Here is a 19,338-nt window from a genome sequence, read left to right as displayed (position 1 = left end):
AAGGGATCAGGGGAGGTTGAGCGGCAGCCCGTTGCTCCTGATGCCGCCGGCCACCACGAAGACCCAGCCGTTGCCGGCGGTCTCCGGCGCCACGAGCACGATGCGGGTCGGGGTCCACTCGACGACCTGGGCGGACTGACCGCCGCTGCCTTCGGCGTTGGCGCCGAGGATGACGTGGTTGGCGGCGTCGCCGCCCGTGCGCCCGTCGCCGAAGTAGCGCCCCTGGAGGACGATGTTGCCGCCCTTGGTGGCGGGCGTGGACGCCGAGATGAGGGTGACGGGCACGTTCGTCACCACGGAGGGCCTGGGGGTGCAACTGGTCATGACGGCCGCTATGAGGCCTAGGGCTATGAGAGCGAGACGCTTCACTTGATGTCCTCCTACTGGTAACGAGGGTAATGCCGACCCACTTGGGCGTCAATGGATTGTTTCATACGGATAGGATGGCCTGCGTGACCCGCCTCCACCCCGTCTTCGCCCGCCCAGCCCGCCGGTCGGTGGTAGGGAGGGGCCGTGGCTGAGCTCGACGCGCGCGCCGAACTAGTCGAGGAGCTCACGCGCCTCGTGGCCGACAGGCGGTTCGAGGAGCTGCACCAGCGGCTCGTGACGTTCGCGCCGCCCGACCTGGCCGAGGTGTTCGAGGCCCTGCCGAACGAGACCGAGGCCGTCGTGTTCCGCCTCCTGACGAGGGACAGGGCGCTGGACACGTTCGAGTACCTCGGCCTGGCCTCGCAGGAGCGGCTGATCCAGAGCCTAGGCGACCGCGAGGTCGCCCGCATCCTCAACGAGATGTCAGCCGACGACCGCACCGCGCTGCTCGAGGAGCTGCCCGGCGAGGTCACGCGGCGCCTGATGAACCTGTTGAGCCCGTCCGAGCGTGACGTCGCGACTCGCCTCCTCAACTACCCCGAGGAGTCGATCGGCCGCCTCATGTCGCCCGACTACGTGGCCGTCAAGCGCCACTGGACCGTGGCCGAGGCCCTGCGCCACGTCCGCGTCTACGGGCGCGACTCCGAGACGCTCAACGTCGTGTACGTGACCGGTCCGGGCGGCGTCCTGATAGACGACCTGCGGATGCGCGAGCTGCTGCTCGTCGACCCGGACACGCGCATCGAGACGATGGTCGACGGCCAGTTCGTCGCGTTGCGCGCGACGGACGACCAGGAGACGGCCGTCGCGGTCTTCCGCAAGCACGATCGCTCGGCGCTGCCCGTCGTCGACTCCGCCGGCGTCATCGTCGGCATCGTCACCGTCGACGACGTCCTCGACGTGGCCGAGGAAGAGGCCACAGAGGACATCCAGATGCTGGGTGGCGTGGAGGCTCTCGAGGAGCCCTACTTGAGCATCTCGCTCGCCAGGGTGATCCGCAAGCGCGCCTTCTGGCTCGTCCTGCTCTTCCTGGGGCAGACCCTGACCGCGACGGCCATGGGCTTCTTCGAGGCCGAGATCGCCAGCGCCGTCGTGCTGGCCCTGTTCCTCCCCCTCATCATCTCGTCGGGCGGCAACTCCGGCTCGCAGGCGGCGGCGCTCGTGACGCGCGCCATGGCCCTCGGGGAGATCGGGGTGAAGGACTGGTGGGCCATCGCCAAGCGCGAGGTGCTGGCCGGGCTCGCGCTCGGCGGGCTCCTCGGCGGGCTGGGCTTCGCGCGCGTGGCCATCTGGGGCTTGGTCCTACGCGCTTACGGCGACGACTGGTTCCTCATCGGCGTCACCGTCTTCATCGCGCTCATCGGCGTCGTCCTGTGGGGCTCGTTGACCGGCTCGCTCCTCCCGATAGTCCTCAAGCGCTTCGGGGCCGACCCCGCTGCCTCGTCGACCCCGTTCGTCGCGACCATCGTCGACGTCGTTGGCATCCTCATCTTCTTCGGACTCGCCAAGCTCGTGTTGACAGGGACTCTGCTCTAGCCTCGCCAGCCGTCCATGGCCGCTCTGGTCGCACTGGCCTCCCTGGCGGCGCCGGCGTGAGCTTGACCCTGGTTGCTTTCGGATCGAAAGCGCAAGCCGCCTTTCGGCTAGCGTCGCCTGGTAGTGGGCGGGCCCCGCCTTGCAACCTCGGCCCCCGCGCGCCGACGGCGTTCGATTCGACGTTCGGGCCCATCACCATCGTAAAACACGCGACTTGACACACTCGATAGCCGGGCACTAAGCTACGCCTCGGCCTGCGGGTCGGGGCGCTCGCTTCGGGGCGCCGCTCTTTCGAAACGAAAGCACGGTTCCGTTACCCCGAGCCTCGGAAGCTCGGAGTCACTGAGGCGCGAGCGCGCCCGGTCGGGCGGACCGTGTCCGCGGAAGCCGAGAGTAGCCGCGCGGCGCGTAGCGCGCTCGGCCCGAAGCCGGCGCGAGCGGAATACAGGTTCCAAGGCCAGGAGGATGGCATGCCGATGTTGGACACACCCTACGGACGTTTGGACGTCGACCCCACCGGGCTCATGCTCGGCGAGCTGCTTGTCACCGACGAAGGGGCCGAGCTCGAGGTAGTGGCACTCGACCCGCTGCGTTTCGAGCTGGCGCCGGAGGAAGCCGAGGACTGGGGCGAGTGAGCGCGGCAGCTGCCGCCTCGGTGGTCGAGGAGACGGCGGTCGGCGAGGGGGCCTCAGGGGCAGCGGTTCGGATGAACGGAACGCCCGTCGCCACCGGCGTCGCCCTGGTCTACGACCGCCTGCGGGAGGAGGAGCGGCTCCTCTTCGACGCCTTCGAGCGTCTGCGGATCCCCTTCACCCCGGTCTACGCCTCGACGTTGGCGCTCGAGCTGGGCGCCGGTCCGCAACCGGCGGTGGTGCTGGAACGCTGCGTGTCGCAGTGGCGCGGGCTGAGCCTGGCGCACGCCTACGAGGCGGCCGGCAGCGCCGTGATCAACCGCCCGGACGTCATACGCACCTGCGGCGACAAGCTCGCCACCAGCGCCGCCCTGGTGCGCCACGGCGTGCCGACGCCGCGCACGGGCATCGCCGTCGACAGGGACGCCGCGCTGGCCGAGGCGGAGCGGCTCGGCTACCCGGTCGTCATCAAGCCCCTCGTCGGGAGTTGGGGGCGTCTGGTGGCACGCGCCGAGAACCGGGCGGCGGCCGAGGCGCTCCTCGAGTACAAGGAAGTGCTCGGCGGCCCCGAGCACAAGGTGCACTACCTGCAGGAGTACGTTGAGAAGCCGGGCCGCGACATCCGGGCGTTCGTGGTGGGCGACGAGGTCATCTGCGCGATCTACCGGACCTCTGAGCACTGGATAACGAACACGGCGCGCGGCGGCAAGGCCAGCGACTGCCCGCTGACCGACGACCTCGCCGAACTATGCCTGGGCGCGGCGCGCGCCGTCGGCGGCGGGATCCTCGCCATCGACCTCGTCGAGTCGAGCCGCGGCCTGCTCGTGGTGGAGGTCAACCACACCATGGAGTTCCGCAACTCCATCACCACCACCGGCGTCGACATCCCCGGCCGGATCGCCGGGTACGCCGCCCGGCAGCTGGAGCTCCGGGCGTGACGTACGGAGCCCCTTCCGGAGCTTCGCGAGGAGGCCGTTCGCGGCGCCGTGCGGCGCCGTGCGCGAGCGCTTTGCGCGGCCGGGGGCAGCGCGCGTGAACCCCGTTCGCGTCAGCGTCCTCGGGGCGTCGGGGTACGCGGGTGGTGAGTTCCTCAGACTGGCGCTCGGGCACCCCGGGCTCGAGGTCGGCCAGGTCACGAGCAGGGAGCACGCCGGTCACCCCGTGCACATCGTCCACCCGAACCTGCGCGGCGTCACGGACCTGCGCTTCAGCCACCCCGACGCGCTCGACCCCGCTGACGTGCTCGTGGCGGCGTTGCCGCACGGCGGGCTGGCCGAGCGCGTCGACGCCTACCTGCCCATGGCCCGGCGCGTCCTCGTGGACCTCTCGGAGGACTTCCGCCTCGCGACGCAGGAGGCGTACGGCGCCCACCACGCGCGGCCGCACCCGCGCCCCGACCTCCTCGGCACGTTCGTGTACGCCAACCCGGAGCTGCACCGCGAGGAGCTCACTGGCATGGCCGCCGCGCCCGGCGGTGCGGGGGTTCCGGGCAGGCTCGCCGGAGCCGGCTGCATAGCGACCGCCACGATCCTCGCCCTCCACCCACTGGTGGCAGAAGGGCTGCTGGACGTCGAGCGCGACGTCATCGCCGACGCGAAGATCGGCAGCAGCGCGGCCGGCAAGGAGGTGTCGCTGGCGTCCCATCACCCCGAGCGCGCCGGCGCCGTGCGGACCTACGCGCCGACGGGCCACAGGCACCAGGCGGAGATCGCCCAGGAGCTGGCCGGCGGTCCGACCGTCCACCTGAGCGCGACGGCCGTCGAGCGCGTGCGCGGCGTGCTCGTCGCCGCCCACGCCTTCTTGCGCCAAGGGGTCGGGGAGGCCGACGTGCTGGCCGCTTACCGACGCAGCTACGACGCGGAGCCGTTCGTGCGCCTCGTGAGGGCGCGCCGCGGCGTGCACCGCGTGCCCGACCCGAGGATCCTGGACGGGTCGAACTACTGCGACGTCGGCTTCGCGCTCGACGATGGCACCGGGAGGGTCGTGGCCATGGCGGCCCTCGACAACCTCGTGAAGGGCACCGCCGGCCACGCCATGCAGGCCCTCAACCTCGCGCTCGGCTTCCCGGAGACCGCCGGCCTCGGGTTCACGGGGCTCCACCCATGAGCGCGCCCGTGGTGGTCAAGGTCGGCGGGTCGGACGGGATCGACCTTGACGCGGTATGTGACGACCTCGCCCGCATGTGGCGCGAGGGGCGGCGCGTCGTCCTCGTGCACGGCGGCAGCGCGGAGACCAACCGCGTCTCGGCGCAGCTCGGCGTGCCCCCGCGCTTCGTCACCAGTCCCGGCGGGCACCAGAGCCGCTTCACGGACAGGGCGACGCTCGAGGTCTTCGAGATGGTCTACTGCGGCAAGGTCAACAAGGGGATCGTCGAGCGCTTGCAGGCCTGCGGAGTGAACGCCGTCGGGGTCTCCGGGCTGGATGGCCGGCTCCTCGAGGGCCGCCTCAAGAGCACGGTACGGTCCGTCGAGAACGGGCGCGTGCTCGTGCTTCACGGCGACCATACCGGCACGGTCGAGAAGGTCAACGTCGCCCTCCTCGAGCTGCTCCTCGGCAACGGTTACCTGCCCGTGCTAACCCCGCCCGCCGTCAGCTACGAGGGGGTCGCGATGAACGTCGACGGCGACCGGGCCGCCGCCGCCGTGGCCGTCGCGCTCGGAGCCGAGGCCCTCGTGCTCCTCTCCAACGTTCCGGGCCTGCTGAGCGCGTTCCCGGACGAGGCCACTCTCGTGCCTCGGGTCGACGCCGCCGCACCCGAGGCAGCCATGGAGTTGGCGCAGGGGAGGATGAAGAAGAAGGTTATGGGCGCCGTGGCGGCCGTCACTGGCGGCGTCGGCAGGGTCGTCCTCGGCGACGCGCGGGTGGCCGAGCCCGTGAGCCGGGCGCTGCGGGGGTACGGGACGGTGGTGGCATGAGCGAGGAGGCGAGCCGACCGGCCGAGCAACGGATGGCCCGGCACTTAGGGGAGCCCGGTAGCGGACCTACGGACGTGGGGCCGGTTACCGCCGCGCTCCTGGGGCGCGAGGAGCGCGTCGGCTCAACGCTCTACCGACCCGAGGTCGCGTTCGTGCGCGGCGCGGGCGCGTACCTCTACGACGCCGACGGCCGCGAGTACCTCGACTTCATGGCCGGCATCGGGGTCGCGAGCCTCGGGCACGCGCACCCCGGCCTGTCCGACGCCATCAGGCGGCAGGCCGACCGCCTCGTCGTATGCCCGCAGAGCCAGGGCAACGACGTGCGCACGGAGTTCCTCGAGCGCCTCGTCGCGCTGGCGGGCGCGCCGCTCACGCGGGCGTTCCTGTGCAACTCGGGCAGCGAGGCGAACGAGGCCGCCGTCAAGTGGGCGCGCGCCGCCACGGGACGCAAGAAGGTGGTCGCCGCCAAGCGCGGCTTCGCCGGCCGCACGCTCGGAGCGCTCTCCCTCACCTGGGAGTCCGCCTACCGCCAACCGTTCGAGCCGTTGCCGAACGAGGTGGAGTTCGTGGCCTTCGGCGATGTGCCGGCCCTCGAGGCGGCGCTCGACGCGACGACCGCCGCCTTCGTCGTCGAACCCATCCAGGGCGAGGGCGGCGTGCACGTCGCCCCGCCCGGCTACCTGGAGAGGGCGCGCGAGCTCACCGCCGAGCACGGCGCGCTGCTCGTGCTCGACGAGGTGCAGTGCGGGTCCGGGCGCACGGGCGCCTTCCTCACGGCCCACGCGCTGAACGTCGCGCCGGACGTCGTCACCCTGGCCAAGGGCCTCGCGGGCGGCGTGCCCATCGGGGCAACGCTCATGACCGAGGCGGTGGCGAACGCCATGCCGCGGGGGGGCCACGGCACGACGTTCGGGGGCAACCCGCTCGCTTGCGCAGCGGGTCTCGCCGTCCTGGACGCGCTGGAGAGGGAAGACCTCCTCGCGAACGCCGCGACCATGGGGGAGAGGCTGACCGCCGGCCTGCGCGCCGTCGCCAGCCCCCGCGTGAGGGACGTGCGCGGGCGCGGGCTCATGGTCGGCATGGAGTTGCGCGAGCGGGTCGGGCCGGTGGTCAAGGGCCTGCGCGAGCGCGGGCTGCTGACCGTGGCGGCGGGTGCGACCGTCGTCCGCTTCCTGCCGCCGCTCGTGATCGGCGCGGCGGAAGTCGACTGCGCGGTGGAGTTCGTGGCGGCGGAGCTGCGGGCGTGAGCCGGGGCGATGGGGTCGCCGGGACGGAGCTCGGAGCGTGAGCCGGGGCGCCGAGGTCGTCTCGTCGGAGCCCGGGGAGTGAGCTCGCTAACCGACGTCGCTGGGTCGCGCGCGCGGCCCGCTTCCGCCATGAGCGAAGAGCAGGCCGTCGAGCTGGTCAGGCGCTCGGTGGCCACCGCCAGCCTCTCGGGCGGCGAGCGGCCGCTCGCCGAGTACCTCGTCGGGGCGGTGGCGGGCAGCGCCGCGAGCGCGTTCGTCGACGCCGCCGGCAACGCCGTGGCCACCTGGGGCCGCGGGCCGAAGCTCGTCACGTTCCTGGGCCACCTCGACACGGTGGCGGGCGAGGTACCCGTGCGCGTCGAGGGCGGCGTGTTGCACGGCCGGGGCTCCGTCGACGCCAAGGGCAGCCTGTGCGCCGCCCTCGCCGCAGCCACGCGCATGCCGGAGGCAGTGTGGGACCGCCTCGCCTTCACGTTCATCGGCGCGGTGGAGGAGGAGGCTCCGAGCAGCCGCGGCGCACGGCATGCCGTCGCGGCGTACCCGCTACCCGACCTCCTGATCGTGGGCGAACCCAGCGGCTGGGAACGTTACACGCTCGGCTACAAGGGCAGGTTGGGCGTGACGCTAACGGTGCGGCGCGCGAACGCCCACTCCGCCAGGGAGGACGCGAGCGCGGCCGAGCTGACCGCGGACGCCTACGCGCGGCTGCGGGAGTGGGTCGGGCGGGACAACGAGGGCGTAGCCGGCCTGTTCGAGCGCCTGCAGCTGACGTTACTGAGCCTGGCCTCCGGGGAGGACGGCCTCGAGGCGTGGTGCGTGGCGCGCGCCAGCCTCCGGGTGCCGCCCCGCTGGACGTGCGCGCGCCTGCGCGACGCGGTGGCGGAGCTTCTGCCGACCGTGGCGCTGGAGTTCACGGAAGGCCTCGACGCCCACCGCGCCGACGGCCGGACCGAGCTCGCGAGGGCGTTCCGCGTGGCCGTGCGGGCCGAGGGCGGCAGCCCCGTGCCGTCGCTGAAGACGGGCACGTCCGACATGAACGTCGTCGCGCCGCACTGGCCCGTCCCGATGCTCGCGTACGGCCCCGGCGACTCCAACCTCGATCACACGCCCGAGGAGCGCCTCGACCTCGCGGAGTACCTGCGCGCCGTACGGGTGTTCGAGCGGGCACTGGTCGAGCTGGCGGGCGTCGGCTGAGGGGCCCTGCCTACCCGACCTCCAGCGCCACGGCGATGGTGTCGCCTTCCTGAACGCCTTCCGCGCTCCTGACCTTGGCCTTGAGCGGCACGACGTAGCGCCCCTCCTTCGGCCACAAGGCCGTGCGCCACTCCGTCCGGCCGACGCGCACCGTGGCCGGGATCATGCCCCACCCGTACGTGACGTAGGCCGCCATGGCCTTGATGGTCGCGCAGTGCTCCTCGGGAACCGTGACGAAGTGGAAGGGCGCCGGTCCGCGCCAGTACCAGACCTCGCCCATGAACTCGAACGTCACAGCGCGCCTTCGCCGACCAACGGGTCTAGCGGGTCTTCACCCAGCAGCCGTCCTTCACCCAGCAGCGCGTCCATGACCCGCTGGGTCCTGAGGGCGCTCTCGCCCGTGCTCGGGCAGCCGTCCCCGCCAGTCCCGCGGCCGAGCAGGTCGGCCACCACACGCGTGATGAGGGGTTCCTGGACGTGCGTCGGGTGGGGGATGACGTGCTCCGCCTCGGTGCCATCACCACGCCTTACGCGCACGGGCCCCTCGTCGAACACGGGGACGCGGATCTCGCCTCCCGTCAGCGTCACGGTCAGCTCGTCGCGCTGCTCGGAGCCGGCGAAGTCCCACGCCGCTGCGCCGAGCACCCCGCTCGCGAAGCGGAGGGCGCCGACGACCTGGTCGGGCACCCTTGCCCACGGCTGGCGCGTGGCCAGGAACCCGTGGGCATCCGAGATGGGGCCGAGCCAATGGTCGAGCAGGTCGAGGGCGTGGCTGCCGAGGTCGAGGAGCAGCCCTGCCCCCGCCACGTCGCGGTCCCAACGCCAGGCCGACCGAGCCTCCCCGGCCGGGGCCGCCCTGGTCAGAGTCAGGCGCACCAACGTCGGCGTTCCGAGGCCGCCGCCCTGGATCAGGTCCCGGACGCGCTCGAACCGCGGCAACGCCCTGCGGTAGTAAGCGACGTAGAGCGGGACGCCGGCCGCTCGGCAGGCCGCCACCATCGCCTCGCCCTCCGCCGCCGTCCGGGCCATGGGCTTCTCGACGTAAACGGGCTTGCCGGCCGCGGCCGCCAGCATCACGTACTCGGCGTGACTGGACGGCGGCGTCGCCACGTAGACGGCGTCGACGTCGTCCGCCTCCACGACCGCGCGCGCGTCAGTGGTCCAGCGCGGCACGCCGTGCCGCGCGGCGTAGTCGCGGGCCTTCCCGGCATCGCGGCGCATGATCACGGACACCGAGCTACCGGGCACGCGCCGGAAGGCCGGTCCGGACTTGACCTCCGTGACGTCGCCCGCGCCGATGAAGCCCCAGCGCACCCTGTTCGCTCTCTCGTCCGTCACGAGACGGGCACGCTCAGGACGCCTTCGCCACTTGCGAACCGATCCACTCGGGCAGGTAAGGGGAGGTGCAGCCCTTCGGGACGGGGTAGTCGAGGTAGAGCCCTAGGCGCTCGCCAAGGTCGAGGCAGCGCTGCCTGCGTTCTGGATCGTAGATGCCGATCATGGCCGCGCAGTAGTTCATGACCCATTGCAGGTCTGGGTCCGCGGTGCCCAAGTCCCGCTCGATGAGCTGCAAGAGTCGTTCGGCCTCGGCCGTCGAGCTCTTCTGCTGGCGCATGAGCCGGGCCTTGAACGACCAGAAGAGCCGTCGCCGCATCAGCGACGGGCTCTCGAGCCAAGCGTCCATGGTCGGATGCAGCTTCTTGGCCCCCATGAGCGCGTTGGCGAGCAGCCATTCGCCTACCTTGCCCTGCTCGGCCCGGTCCAGCGCCTCGAGGTCGGCCAGCAGGCCCTCCAGGTAGTCGGGCGTCAGCTGCTGGCGGTCCATGACCAGCACGCCCACCAGCTTGGAGTTGGAGCTCGCCTCCCGCCATAGGCTGGTCGCCAGTTCATGGTCGGTGCCGAGGCGTTTGCCGATCTCGCGCAGCTTGCCCATGAGGGTAGCGGGCGAGTCGAGCGCCTGCCTGTCGGCCGGGCCTAGGGTCCTGGTCGTGGTTCGCGTACCGGTCACGGTCAGCATAGTAGTATCCTTCGCCGCATGATTACGCGCGTAGCGCTCGTCACGGGTGGGGCGAGCGGCATCGGGGCGGCCTGCGCCGAGCGGCTGCTGGCCGACGGTCTCAGCGTCGTCATCGCCGACCGCAACGCCGCGGCCGCGGAGGAGCTCGCTGGGCGCCTCGGTTGCGGAGCGGTCGTCGCCGACCTGGCCACCCGCGCCGGCTGCGCGGCGGCCGTCGCCGAGACCGTGGCGCTGGCCGGAGGGCTCGATGTGCTCGTGGTCAACGCCGGCTACCAACACATCGAGGCGTTGAGCGCCTTCCCGGAGGACACGTGGGACGACATGCTCGCCCTCATGCTCACGGGCCCGTTCCTGCTCACCAAGTACGCCTGGGAGGCCCTGAAGCGGTCCGGCAACGGCCGGCTCGTCTACATGGGCAGCGCGCACAGCCTCGCAGCGAGCCCGTTCAAGGGGGCGTACGTCACGGCCAAGCACGGCCTGGTCGGCCTGGCGCGCGTGGCCGCCCTGGAAGGCGGCCAGTACGGCATCACCGCCAACGTCGTCGCCCCCGCGTACGTGCGCACACCGCTCGTCGCGGGCCAGATCGCCGACCAGGCGCGCACGCGCGGGATAGCGCCGGAGGAGGTCGAGGCCAAGGTCTTCCTCGAGAACACCGCCGTAAAGCGCATGCTCGAGCCGTCCGACGTGGCGGCGCTCGTCGGCTACCTCGCGTCTGAGGCGGCCTGGGGCGTCACCGGGAGCGTGCAGAGCATCGACCTGGGGTGGACGGCGCGGTGAGCCTCGGCGCTCGTGGGCGAGCAGCGAACGGCGTTCACGGCCATCACGCCCGAGCGTACGGCGCCGTCTCCACGTGCAGCTCGAAGCCGGCTATGAGCGGCCGCCCCCGCGCGATCGCGGCTTGCACGGAGGGGAGTCGCAGGGAAGCGGCGTGGCTCTCCCTATCCTCCCAGACCTCGGTGACCCAGAGGACATCAGGGTCGGCTACGTCGCGCGCGACGAGGTACTCGACGCATCCGGGTATCGCTCCCGTGCCGCTCGTGAGGACTTCGGCCAGCTCTTCCGCGAGGCCCGCGCGGGCCCTGATCTTGCCTATCAAGCCGAACATGGCCGCAGTCTAGTTGGTTTGGGCGGTGCGGGGCTCGCGCGTGGGGCCGGCGAGCCCAGGAGCGTTCCCGCCCTCCGGGGTCACCCGCGGCGGCGGTGCCGCCTGCTCACGCAGAGCCTGCCGGAGGCGTTGGTCACCAGGCGGTCGGTGTGGCGCGCCGCTCACCCCAAAGCTCGCGTTTCAGGGCCGCGGCGCGGCGGGAAGAGGTACATTCTCGAAGGTCAGGTGGGCGTGCCGAGGCGCGCCGCCCGGTTCGGAGCTGAGCGAGTTGTCGAGCGACGCCACACTGGAAGACGCCACATTGGAAGACGCCGCCCTGGGAACTGCCGGCCTGGAGGCCGGCGCCACGCTCGCAGCTGACGCCGCGCGCAAGGGTGACGTCGGGGCGCGCGCCGCGGCCGCGGCCACGACGGGCACGGTGTTCACCGTAATCGCCGCGATCAGCTTCTCGCACTTCCTAAACGACTTGATGCAGGCGTTGTTGCCCGCCATCTACCCCATGTTGAAGGACGACCACGCGCTCACGTTCGCGCAGGTCGGCCTGCTGACGTTGACGTTCCAGTTCACGGCCTCGCTGCTCCAACCGGTGGTGGGCATAGTCGCCGACAGGCGGCCGCTGCCCTACTCGATGGCAGTCGGCATGGCGTCGACCTTGGCCGGCTTGTTGCTGCTGGCGAAGGCGACCAGCTTCCCGCTCCTCGTCCTCGCGGCGGCGCTCGTCGGGCTCGGCTCCTCCGTGTTCCACCCTGAGGCGTCGAGGGTCGCCAGGATGGCCGCCGGCGGCCGTCCCGGTCTGGCCCAGTCGCTGTTCCAGGTCGGTGGCAACTTCGGCTCGGCGCTCGGCCCGCTCCTCGCCGCCTTCATCGTCCTGCCTTTCGGCCAGGGCAGCATCGCCTGGTTCTCGGTCGTCGCCGTGCTGGCGATGGTCGTGCTCTTCAGGGTCGGGAAGTGGTACGCGAGCCACGTCGGGTTCCTGTACGGCCAAGGCAGGAGAGCCACGGCCGTGGCGAGCCAGAAGCGTATCGTCGCGGCCGTCCTGATCCTCATCGGGCTGACGTTCTCGAAGGCCGTGTACGGCTCCAGCCTCAGCAGCTACTACACGTTCTTCCTTATCGAGCGGTTCGGCGTCTCGATCCGCGACTCGCAGCTCCTCCTGTTCGTCTACATGGTCGCCGTCGTCATCGGGACGATCATCGGCGGCCCGCTCGGCGACCGCTTCGGGCGCAAGCTCGTCTTGTGGGGGAGCGTCCTCGGCGCCCTGCCCTTCACCCTCCTGTTGCCGTGGGTGAACCTGACCTGGACGCTCATCCTGACGGCGCTCATCGGCATCATCATGGCCTCGGCGTTCCCGGCCATCGTCGTCTACGCCCAAGAGCTCCTGCCGCGCGGTGTCGGCATGGTCGCCGGACTGCTGTACGGCCTCTCCTTCGGCGTGGCGGGTGTCGCGGCGGCGTTCCTCGGGGGCCTGGCGGACACCCACGGCATCGCGTTCGTGTATCAGCTCTGCGGTTGGCTGCCCGTAGTCGGGCTGCTCGTGGTCTTCCTGCCGGACGCGAGGACCGTCAGGGAGACCTAGCCAGGCCTACCGCCTCCTGAACAGCACCTCGGCGAGCATGGCGGCGAACGCGAGGCTCGCCAGCCACGCCAGGCCGCCGAAGACGACGAACCAAGCCGTGCCGAGCAAGAACCCGAACCCGATGACCATGCCGAGCATGCCCGCCGTGGCCGCCACGACCTGGCCGAGCGCCAGGCGTGGGCGCCGGAACGGCACACCCCGGAAGCGCGGGACCGCGTGGTAGGCGACGCCGTAGATCATCGACGTCACGAAGCCGAGCAGGTTCAGGTGCGCGTGCGCCGGCCGCCAGTGGTAAGGCAGCAGCCCTGTGCCGACCGCCAGACCGAGCGTGTTGGCCACCACGAACGAGACGAGCGACACGGCCAGGGCGATCTTGCTGGCGGCTATCACCTCACGGCCGCGGGGTGATGACGCCGAGGACGAGGAACCGGCCCGAACCGGCGCGGGCGCCGTGCTCCTCGCCGGCGAGGCAGGCGAGCAGCGTTCCGGCGCGGGCGGTTACGTGCACGTCGCCAGCCCACAACTCGCCCTCCCCCTCGATGGCGACGAGGCTGACACGGGGCTCGCCCCGACCGCGCACCTGCTGGCCGTCCTGCAGCGAGAACAGCACGATGCGCGCCTCGGGCGAGTCGGCCACGACGCGCGCCCCGCGTTGCGGCCCGTACTGCGCGAGCGACGGCAGGTCGAACGCTTCAGGCAAGCTCACGCAGCCCGAGCGCCCAGGTCCGCGAGCTGCCCGAGCACAGACGCCAAGTCCAGGCCGGCGTCGCCGCACGCTTCCTGCAGGCTGAGGCCACCCCCGCAACACGTGTCGAGCCCCAGGTCGTTGAGGAGGCCCGAGGCTTCGGGCAGGGCGTCGAGTACGTCGTTCACGGTCGTCGACGGACCGATGGTCTTGGCGGTGAGTGTGCTCATGACCGAAGTCTCGCCAGCAGCGCGACGTCGGGGCTATGACCTGGGTCTCGGCGGCGCCCCGGCCTTGGCGGGTCGCGTCAGCGCGTCCTTGTGAACGTGACGTTGCCGACCGGAACCACGCCCGCAATCGAGACGGTGCCGACCAGCCGCTCGCCGGCGAAACTGCCGTCGAACGCCAGGACGTTGGAGCCGCTGCGGAGCTCGAGGTGGTCGTCGAGGCCGATCCTGCCCGTGAGGTCGACGAGGCCGCCCGTCTGCAGGCGGAAGATGCCCGTGTCGTACTGCAAGGTGGCCTTGGCGGTCACGTCCTGTAGGCGCTGGCTGAAGGTCAGCGCGAGGTCGACCGGTAGGCGGATGGTGGTGCCGGCCACTTGCACGTCGACCTGGAAGCGCGCCGACCACGTCTGGCCATCGACGTTCCGCAGGAACGGCACGGCCGGGATGCAGGCGGCGAGCGTCATGACGAGCAGAACGCCGGTGAGGATGAGGGTGCGCGAGCGGTTCATGGTGCGGCCGTCCTTTCCGTGCTCGAGATGGCGCCCGGAGCTTCCGGGCCGCCTTCCCGCCTACCTTACCCGGTGGGTGAGTTGGGGTTAGGCGCGCTTGACCCCGCCGAAGGCCGCGAAGCCCGTGTTGACGTGCAACACCTCGACGGCGAGCCCGTAGCGGCGGAGCAGGTCGAGCTGGTACGTGAGCGAGCGCGGGGAGTCCTCGCGGGCGATGTAGGCGAACACGTCGTCGCGGTACTCCGCCCCGCGCAGGCTAGCGAGGTACTCGCCGTAGCGTCGCCACGTCAGCTCCTGCACGGCGGGCAGGTCGGCCTCCACCATGTCGAACACCCAGATGGCCCCGCCGGGAGCGAGGCTGTCTGCGAGCTTGCCGATCACGGCCTCCCAGTCGGCGTCGTCGCGGAGGTGGTGGAGGACGGCGGCAGCGATGATGACGTCGAAGCTCCCGGCCGTCAGGTCGACGCTGCGGACGTCGCCCTGGACGGTCCGCACCGCGCTCGCCGAGCTCGCGCTGAGACGCTCCCTGGCCCTGGCGAGCATGGGCTCGCTCAGGTCGATGAGGGTGACGTCGAGGCCGGGTAGCCCCTGCAGCGTCCGCAACGTGAAGTTACCGGCGCCGCAACCGACGTCCAGCAAGCGCCTGGCGCCGGGCGTCACGCGCGCGGCGGCCTCGGCCACCAGCCCGAGCGCCAACGCCGCGTCGACCGTGGCGGTCTGGCCCGTCTCCAGGTTGGAGAAGCGCTCGACATCCGCGTCGAAGCGCCGGCGGATGTCCTCCACGGACGACTTGCCGGCGAAGGGCTCGGCCTGCGCTGCGCGTTCCCAGACGGGCCGAGTGGCGCCGGCCCCACCGCGCAGGTCGTACCGCAACTCGACCAGCCCGGCGCCGAGCCGCCTCACCTCCGTGAGGCGCATGGCCGGCCCTGCCAGGCGCCGCGGGAAGAGCGGCTTGCCTCGCGCCAGGGTCACGGGAGCGACCTGGACGATGACCTCGTCGAGCAGACCGGCGTCGTGGAACTGGCCGGCGAGGTCGCCGCCACCCACTACCCAGACGTTCTTGGAGCCCGCTGCCGCCCGCAACTGGGCGTGCGCTTGGCGCACGTCGCCTTGCACGAAGCGGATGTCCGCGCCTGCGAGCGTTGGTAGGACGCGCCGCGTGAACACCCAGGCGGGCTGCGTGTATGGCCACGCGGACCCCAGCTCGGCGATCATCTCCGCCGAGTGAGCGAGGAGCCACTCGTAGGTCGCCGAGCCCATCGCCAAGGCCCCCACCCCGGCGATGAACTCGGGATAGCTCGTCTCGCCCGGGCTGCCGAGGCTCGTCAGCCAGTCGAGGGAGCCGTCCTCCGTGGCGATGAAACCGTCGAGGCTGGTGGCCGTGTAGTACTGCGTCTTCATCTGGTCGTCCTCACGAGCGGCCCGCTAGCTGGGGAGCGCACGTGGAACGATAACCGGTCGGTTGGTGGCATGATTCGCCTATGGCTCACCACGTCTTCAAGCCGACCGTCTACCACAACACCTTCGCGGAGCACTCCGTCGCGCTGAGCGTGGCGCCGGGCGACACGGTCGAGACGACCACCGTCGACGCCGCGGGCCGGGACGCGACCGACGAGCAGATCACCCCGAGGGGCAACCCCATGACCGGCCCCTTCGCGGTTGTCGGCGCCGAGCCCGGCGACGCCATCACCGTGCGCGTCTCTAAGCTCGAACCTAACCGCCGCACCGGTTGGGCTAGCACGAGGCTCGCGCCAAACACGCTCGATCCCGAGTTCGTCGCCGAGTTCCGAGACGAGGAAGGTGCGGCGCGGGTGACGTGGCGCATCGACCGCGAGCACGGGCGCGTCGTCCTGGACGGGGGCGTGGCCGGGATCGAGGGCTACAGCCTGCCGTTGGCGCCCATGCTCGGCTGCCTCGGCGTGGCGCCGCAGGGTCATCAGGCGATCTCGACCGCCACGTCCGCCGAGCACGGCGGCAACATGGACTACCGCGGCATCGGTGCCGGCGTGACCATGCGCTTCCCCGTGTTCGCTCCCGGCGGCCTCTTCTTCCTAGGCGACGGACACGCAGTGCAAGGGGCGGGGGAGATGGCCGGCACCGGCGTCGAGACCTCGTTCGACGTGGCCTTCGAGGTCGGTCTCATAAAGTACGACGGCCGAGATCAGGTCAGGTGGCCACGCGGGGAGGACGAGCACGACCTGTTCACCCTCGGCAACGCCCGCCCGCTCGACCAGGCGGCGCAGAACGCCACCACGGAGATGACGCGCTGGCTCATGAACGGGTACGGCCTGTCGTTCGAAGCGGCCTCCGTGATCATCGGTCAGGCCGCGGAGTACAAGGTCGGCAACATGTTCGACCCGGCCTACACCGTGGTCTGCCTCGTGCCCAAGGCCGTGCTGCCGGGCGGGCGCTGAAGGGGACGTCGGCGCATGTCTTTGGAGATAGACCACCTGCTGTTCGCCGGAGACGACCTGGCGGAGCTGGAGAGCGAGCTCTCGGCGAGCTCAGGAGTGCGGGCCACGCGCGGGGGCAGGCACGTCGGCCAGGGGACTCACAACGCCCTCGTAGGGCTGGGCCCCGGCCGCTACCTGGAGCTCATGGCCCGTGACCCTCGCGGCGACGAGGGCGGGAACGGCGCGTACCGTCGCTCCATCGCGTACTTGCGGGGACCGGCGCTGCACACCTGGTGCGTTCGCGTCGACGACATGGCCGGACTCGTCGACCGGGTGCGCGCGCTGGGCCTGGGCTCCGAGCGCATGGAGAGCGGCAGGCTGACGCCGGACGGCGTGCAGCTCAAGTGGACGGTGCTCGCCGTGACGGGGCACGCCTACGGTGGCCTGGTGCCGTTCTTCATCGACTGGCAAGGCTCGCCCCACCCGTCGCGAAGCCTCGGCCGCGAGCTCGGCCTGACGGGCCTCACGGTGGCGCACCCGGACGGCGAAGGGCTGAGGGCGTTGCTCGATGCGCTCGGTGGACCCGTGCCGGATGTCACCGTCGCTAGCGCCCCGCACCCGCGGATCCAGGCCGATCTCTCCGGGCCGACCGGCGCGTTCACGTTGGCGGGTGAGGGTGGGCAGATGCGCTTCGCCTGACCGGGCGCCCCGGCAGGAGCCGCCGTGCCGAACGCACCCGAGCCATATGCCTCTCCTGAAGCACGCTGCTGTTCGCGCTCTCGCGCTGCGCGCCCAGTTGCTGGGCTACGCGCCTAGCGCTAGGTCATCGCCATCCCCAGTTCCGTTTGCCACGTGACCGCTTGAGCAACGGTAAGACCCGTTCCTGCGCACGTCTCGCGAAGGCGAGCACGTGGCCGTCCGGGTCGAGCGAGTACCCGGCGTCATCGCCCCAGCCCCGCCGGGCCACCGGGCTGAGCTCTGTGGCCCCGGCCGCCAGAGCGCGGCGGTGGCACTCGGCCGGATCGGGTACCGACAAGTAGAGCTCGCTCCTGGGTACTCCGTTCGCGCGAGCAGGATCCGGGAGGGCGTCGCCGAGGAGCTGACGGATTCCGGCCTCGGGCATCAACCCGAGGCGAGCCTGATCGCCTAGGCCGAACTCGGTCATGCCCGGCACGTCCAGCCGGGGCGGTCGTCCAAGGACGGCGCGGTAGAACGCGGTGCTGGCCGCTTGGTCCTTGACGTACAGGATGAAGAGCGCGGACACGGTCTTGCCCGCCTCCACGGTGGGCCCGGGGCTAGTAGGCTGTTCGGCCAAGGGTGCGGCGCCCCCGCTCTCGCCGGCGCGCTTCATCTTCGAGCCTCCCGGGTGCAGCCAGTGCTTCGCACATGCCGCGACTCCACCGTGTCTAGGTCCACGAGCCACCTGCGCTCGATCTCCAACAGCGGGTATCTTGGTCGCTCTTCGGGGCTGGCATCTTTTCACTCCCTGATCTGCGGTCTCGGCCCCGGCGGCTCCGGGCGGGGAGGCGAGGTGCGACCTGTGTCGTGACGTGAGTCTAAGTCGGCCTGATCGACCAAGGGCTGTCAGGTCTTCTTGTACAGCGCGTTGAGCGTCACCCGCTGGCCACCCGCCGTCTCGACCCTTACCCGCTCGGTCGGCAGTACCGGCTCGAGGCCATGGCGGAGGAAGTGCCCGTCGAGCCGCTCGAGGTCCGGCAGTGTCATGCGCCTGTCGGACGAGCCGAAGCCGACCCAGACGTCCTGCGTTTCGCGGTCGCGCGTGAGCGGCCTTCCGTCTGGAGCCGAGTCCGGAGCTAAGTTCGCCACCAATGCGAGTCCGCCCCGGTGCAGGCTGCGCGCCAACTCGGATAGGGCCTGGTACCACTCAGCGTCGCTCTGGGCGTCCTGCAGCACCCCAAGAGCGACGACCAGATCGAACTCATCGCTCCCGAACTCGCTCAGGTCGTGCATGTAGCTGCGGGTCACGCGCCAAGTCGCCTCACGTGCGCCTAACACCGCTGCCAGCCGCCTGCGGGTCTCGGCCACCATCGCTCGCGAGGCGTCAACGGCCCGGACGTCCGCGCCCTGCTCGGCCAACCAGACGGTGTTGCGCCCGCCAGCGCAGCCGAGGTCGAGGACCCGAGGCTTCGGCCCGGTGTTCCAGGCCGTCTTGACCGGAGCGTACTCGTCCTCACCAAGGAACAGCTTGACGAGCCGGTGGTCGGGCGGTCGCTCGGCGAAGCGCGCCGCTACCTCGGGCCGCTCCCACATGCTCGTTGGCGCGGTGGGCAGCTGGGCAGCGGCAGTGTCACTGCCCGCAGTGGTTCCCGTATCGGTCTCCGAATCGGCCCGTTCGGCCAACACGGCCAGCGTCAAGGGGTCGGGCACACCGTCGTAGTAGCGATCCAGCACTCGCGAGAACTGGCCGCCCACGGTGTCCACCGCCTCGAACAACGTCATGCTCGAACGCAGCTTGACGTCGTCGATCGGGCCCAGCATCTGCCGCGCGCTCACGCCCGGGTGGCTCAGGATGGCTGCGGCGCACTCGCGCAGTCGGGCACCCAGCAGCGGGTGGTCAAGGTACGCCCGCGCCTCCGCCAAGGAGCGGATGGCGTAGCGCACCGCCATGTCGCTATGACCCAGCCCGACGACCTGGGGGAAGACGAACCACATCCAATGGCTCGTCTTCCGGCCCGCCGTCAACTCCGACAAGGCGGTGGCGTAGGTGTCCTTCTGGGCGGCGACGAAGCGGGTAAGGTCGTGTGGGTCTCGCGCGGCCATTGGAACCAGCGTACCGTCTCGACCGTCGGCGTCGCGGCCTGGACCCGATGACGCAAGCCAGGCGCGAACATGGAAGAAGTACAGTTGGCGGCGGTGGACCATGACCGGTAGGAACCAGATCGAGGCTGCCGTCCGCGTGGTGGCGCGTTGCA

General features: G+C 71.2%; 23 protein-coding genes. 11 read left to right on the top strand and 12 right to left on the bottom strand.

Features of this window, described 5'->3' with window-relative positions; translation table 11 throughout:
* Nucleotides 1–6 precede the first annotated feature (6 nt).
* Entirely contained in the window at nt 7–369 is a 363-nt protein-coding gene (locus tag M9914_09735) for a hypothetical protein (GenBank protein ID MCO5174456.1), read from the bottom strand.
* Between the two features lie 144 nt (nt 370–513).
* On the opposite strand from M9914_09735, the gene mgtE reads away from it, so the two are divergent.
* The 7 genes from mgtE to M9914_09700 all read left to right on the top strand — a co-directional run bounded on the left by mgtE (nt 514) and on the right by M9914_09700 (nt 7,893).
* Complete coding sequence (mgtE, locus tag M9914_09730; GenBank protein ID MCO5174455.1) at nt 514–1,905, top strand: magnesium transporter; 1,392 nt, start codon at nt 514–516, stop codon at nt 1,903–1,905.
* 476 nt (nt 1,906–2,381) lie between these two features.
* Nucleotides 2,382–2,540 (top strand): hypothetical protein, encoded by a 159-nt coding sequence (locus M9914_09725; protein MCO5174454.1) that lies wholly within the window; start codon nt 2,382–2,384, stop codon nt 2,538–2,540.
* On the top strand, nt 2,537–3,475 hold the full coding sequence (lysX, locus tag M9914_09720) for a lysine biosynthesis protein LysX (protein ID MCO5174453.1): 939 nt from the start codon (nt 2,537–2,539) through the stop codon (nt 3,473–3,475). Before M9914_09725 ends, lysX begins: the two co-directional genes overlap by 4 nt.
* Before the next feature lie 94 nt (nt 3,476–3,569).
* Nucleotides 3,570–4,643 (top strand): N-acetyl-gamma-glutamyl-phosphate reductase, encoded by a 1,074-nt coding sequence (gene argC, locus M9914_09715; protein ID MCO5174452.1) that lies wholly within the window; start codon nt 3,570–3,572, stop codon nt 4,641–4,643.
* Complete coding sequence (locus M9914_09710) at nt 4,640–5,452, top strand: [LysW]-aminoadipate kinase (GenBank protein MCO5174451.1); 813 nt, start codon at nt 4,640–4,642, stop codon at nt 5,450–5,452. The genes argC and M9914_09710 overlap by 4 nt, the downstream gene beginning before the upstream one ends.
* A gap of 74 nt (nt 5,453–5,526) precedes the next feature.
* Nucleotides 5,527–6,699, top strand: coding sequence for an acetylornithine/succinylornithine family transaminase (locus tag M9914_09705; GenBank protein ID MCO5174450.1), 1,173 nt, complete (start codon nt 5,527–5,529; stop codon nt 6,697–6,699).
* 129 nt (nt 6,700–6,828) lie between these two features.
* Complete coding sequence (locus M9914_09700; GenBank protein ID MCO5174449.1) at nt 6,829–7,893, top strand: [LysW]-lysine hydrolase; 1,065 nt, start codon at nt 6,829–6,831, stop codon at nt 7,891–7,893.
* 10 nt (nt 7,894–7,903) lie between these two features.
* On the opposite strand, the gene M9914_09695 is transcribed toward M9914_09700, so the two are convergent.
* Genes M9914_09695 through M9914_09685 form a run of 3 tightly spaced genes read right to left on the bottom strand, consistent with a single transcriptional unit; the run spans nt 7,904 to nt 9,901 of the window.
* Nucleotides 7,904–8,188, bottom strand: coding sequence for a DUF1905 domain-containing protein (locus tag M9914_09695; GenBank protein ID MCO5174448.1), 285 nt, complete (start codon nt 8,186–8,188; stop codon nt 7,904–7,906).
* The gene (locus tag M9914_09690; GenBank protein MCO5174447.1) at nt 8,185–9,231 is read right to left on the bottom strand and encodes a Gfo/Idh/MocA family oxidoreductase; all 1,047 of its coding nucleotides are present in this window, start codon (nt 9,229–9,231) and stop codon (nt 8,185–8,187) included. Before M9914_09690 ends, M9914_09695 begins: the two co-directional genes overlap by 4 nt.
* Nucleotides 9,232–9,244: 13 nt before the next feature.
* Complete coding sequence (locus M9914_09685) at nt 9,245–9,901, bottom strand: DNA alkylation repair protein (GenBank protein MCO5174446.1); 657 nt, start codon at nt 9,899–9,901, stop codon at nt 9,245–9,247.
* A gap of 27 nt (nt 9,902–9,928) precedes the next feature.
* Between M9914_09685 and M9914_09680 the strand changes: the two genes are divergently transcribed.
* The gene (locus tag M9914_09680) at nt 9,929–10,687 is read left to right on the top strand and encodes a 3-hydroxybutyrate dehydrogenase (GenBank protein MCO5174445.1); all 759 of its coding nucleotides are present in this window, start codon (nt 9,929–9,931) and stop codon (nt 10,685–10,687) included.
* Nucleotides 10,688–10,730: 43 nt separating this feature from the next.
* Here M9914_09680 and M9914_09675 read toward each other — a convergent pair whose 3' ends face one another.
* The gene (locus tag M9914_09675) at nt 10,731–11,015 is read right to left on the bottom strand and encodes an antibiotic biosynthesis monooxygenase (protein ID MCO5174444.1); all 285 of its coding nucleotides are present in this window, start codon (nt 11,013–11,015) and stop codon (nt 10,731–10,733) included.
* 301 nt (nt 11,016–11,316) lie between these two features.
* Between M9914_09675 and M9914_09670 the strand changes: the two genes are divergently transcribed.
* Nucleotides 11,317–12,591 carry an MFS transporter gene (locus M9914_09670; protein MCO5174443.1) on the top strand — a complete coding sequence of 425 codons (1,275 nt, stop codon included), beginning with the start codon at nt 11,317–11,319 and terminating at the stop codon, nt 12,589–12,591.
* A 6-nt stretch (nt 12,592–12,597) separates the two neighbouring features.
* Here the strand turns inward: M9914_09670 and M9914_09665 are convergent, their stop codons facing one another.
* The 5 genes from M9914_09665 to M9914_09645 form a co-directional block, all read right to left on the bottom strand.
* Nucleotides 12,598–12,981 carry a hypothetical protein gene (locus M9914_09665; protein MCO5174442.1) on the bottom strand — a complete coding sequence of 128 codons (384 nt, stop codon included), beginning with the start codon at nt 12,979–12,981 and terminating at the stop codon, nt 12,598–12,600.
* Between the two features lies 1 nt (nt 12,982).
* A complete protein-coding gene (locus M9914_09660; protein MCO5174441.1) occupies nt 12,983–13,297 on the bottom strand; it encodes a hypothetical protein in 315 nt (104 codons plus the stop codon).
* Nucleotides 13,294–13,506, bottom strand: a complete 213-nt coding sequence (locus tag M9914_09655) for a DUF542 domain-containing protein (protein ID MCO5174440.1) — start codon at nt 13,504–13,506, stop codon at nt 13,294–13,296. The genes M9914_09660 and M9914_09655 overlap by 4 nt, the downstream gene beginning before the upstream one ends.
* A 77-nt stretch (nt 13,507–13,583) precedes the next feature.
* Complete coding sequence (locus tag M9914_09650; protein MCO5174439.1) at nt 13,584–14,012, bottom strand: hypothetical protein; 429 nt, start codon at nt 14,010–14,012, stop codon at nt 13,584–13,586.
* A gap of 87 nt (nt 14,013–14,099) precedes the next feature.
* Nucleotides 14,100–15,413 (bottom strand): methyltransferase domain-containing protein, encoded by a 1,314-nt coding sequence (locus M9914_09645; protein ID MCO5174438.1) that lies wholly within the window; start codon nt 15,411–15,413, stop codon nt 14,100–14,102.
* 80 nt (nt 15,414–15,493) lie between these two features.
* Between M9914_09645 and M9914_09640 the strand changes: the two genes are divergently transcribed.
* The gene (locus M9914_09640) at nt 15,494–16,426 is read left to right on the top strand and encodes an acetamidase/formamidase family protein (protein MCO5174437.1); all 933 of its coding nucleotides are present in this window, start codon (nt 15,494–15,496) and stop codon (nt 16,424–16,426) included.
* Between the two features lie 15 nt (nt 16,427–16,441).
* Nucleotides 16,442–17,104 (top strand): VOC family protein, encoded by a 663-nt coding sequence (locus M9914_09635; GenBank protein MCO5174436.1) that lies wholly within the window; start codon nt 16,442–16,444, stop codon nt 17,102–17,104.
* A gap of 124 nt (nt 17,105–17,228) precedes the next feature.
* On the opposite strand, the gene M9914_09630 is transcribed toward M9914_09635, so the two are convergent.
* Both M9914_09630 and M9914_09625 read right to left on the bottom strand, forming a co-directional pair.
* Nucleotides 17,229–17,756, bottom strand: coding sequence for a hypothetical protein (locus M9914_09630; protein ID MCO5174435.1), 528 nt, complete (start codon nt 17,754–17,756; stop codon nt 17,229–17,231).
* 233 nt (nt 17,757–17,989) lie between these two features.
* Nucleotides 17,990–19,186: a DUF1810 family protein gene (locus M9914_09625; protein MCO5174434.1), complete on the bottom strand. Its 1,197-nt coding sequence runs from the start codon at nt 19,184–19,186 to the stop codon at nt 17,990–17,992.
* Between the last annotated feature and the right edge of the window lie 152 nt (nt 19,187–19,338).

It is taken from the genome of Trueperaceae bacterium (genome assembly GCA_023954415.1).
Lineage (GTDB): Bacteria > Deinococcota > Deinococci > Deinococcales > Trueperaceae > JAAYYF01.
This window is presented reverse-complemented; position numbering and strand designations above follow the sequence as displayed.

What these genes read in the sequence shown, in the direction of transcription:
- M9914_09725 (MCO5174454.1), top strand. Translation starts at nt 2,382, where the DNA reads ATGTTGGACACACCCTACGGACGTTTGGACGTCGACCCCACCGGGCTC.
- M9914_09710 (MCO5174451.1), top strand. Translation starts at nt 4,640, where the DNA reads ATGAGCGCGCCCGTGGTGGTCAAGGTCGGCGGGTCGGACGGGATCGAC.
- M9914_09700 (MCO5174449.1), top strand. Translation starts at nt 6,829, where the DNA reads ATGAGCGAAGAGCAGGCCGTCGAGCTGGTCAGGCGCTCGGTGGCCACC.
- M9914_09680 (MCO5174445.1), top strand. Translation starts at nt 9,929, where the DNA reads ATGATTACGCGCGTAGCGCTCGTCACGGGTGGGGCGAGCGGCATCGGG.
- M9914_09675 (MCO5174444.1), bottom strand. Translation starts at nt 11,015, where the DNA reads ATGTTCGGCTTGATAGGCAAGATCAGGGCCCGCGCGGGCCTCGCGGAA.
- M9914_09655 (MCO5174440.1), bottom strand. Translation starts at nt 13,506, where the DNA reads ATGAGCACACTCACCGCCAAGACCATCGGTCCGTCGACGACCGTGAAC.
- M9914_09650 (MCO5174439.1), bottom strand. Translation starts at nt 14,012, where the DNA reads ATGAACCGCTCGCGCACCCTCATCCTCACCGGCGTTCTGCTCGTCATG.
- M9914_09645 (MCO5174438.1), bottom strand. Translation starts at nt 15,413, where the DNA reads ATGAAGACGCAGTACTACACGGCCACCAGCCTCGACGGTTTCATCGCC.
- M9914_09640 (MCO5174437.1), top strand. Translation starts at nt 15,494, where the DNA reads ATGGCTCACCACGTCTTCAAGCCGACCGTCTACCACAACACCTTCGCG.
- M9914_09635 (MCO5174436.1), top strand. Translation starts at nt 16,442, where the DNA reads ATGTCTTTGGAGATAGACCACCTGCTGTTCGCCGGAGACGACCTGGCG.
- M9914_09630 (MCO5174435.1), bottom strand. Translation starts at nt 17,756, where the DNA reads ATGAAGCGCGCCGGCGAGAGCGGGGGCGCCGCACCCTTGGCCGAACAG.
- M9914_09625 (MCO5174434.1), bottom strand. Translation starts at nt 19,186, where the DNA reads ATGGCCGCGCGAGACCCACACGACCTTACCCGCTTCGTCGCCGCCCAG.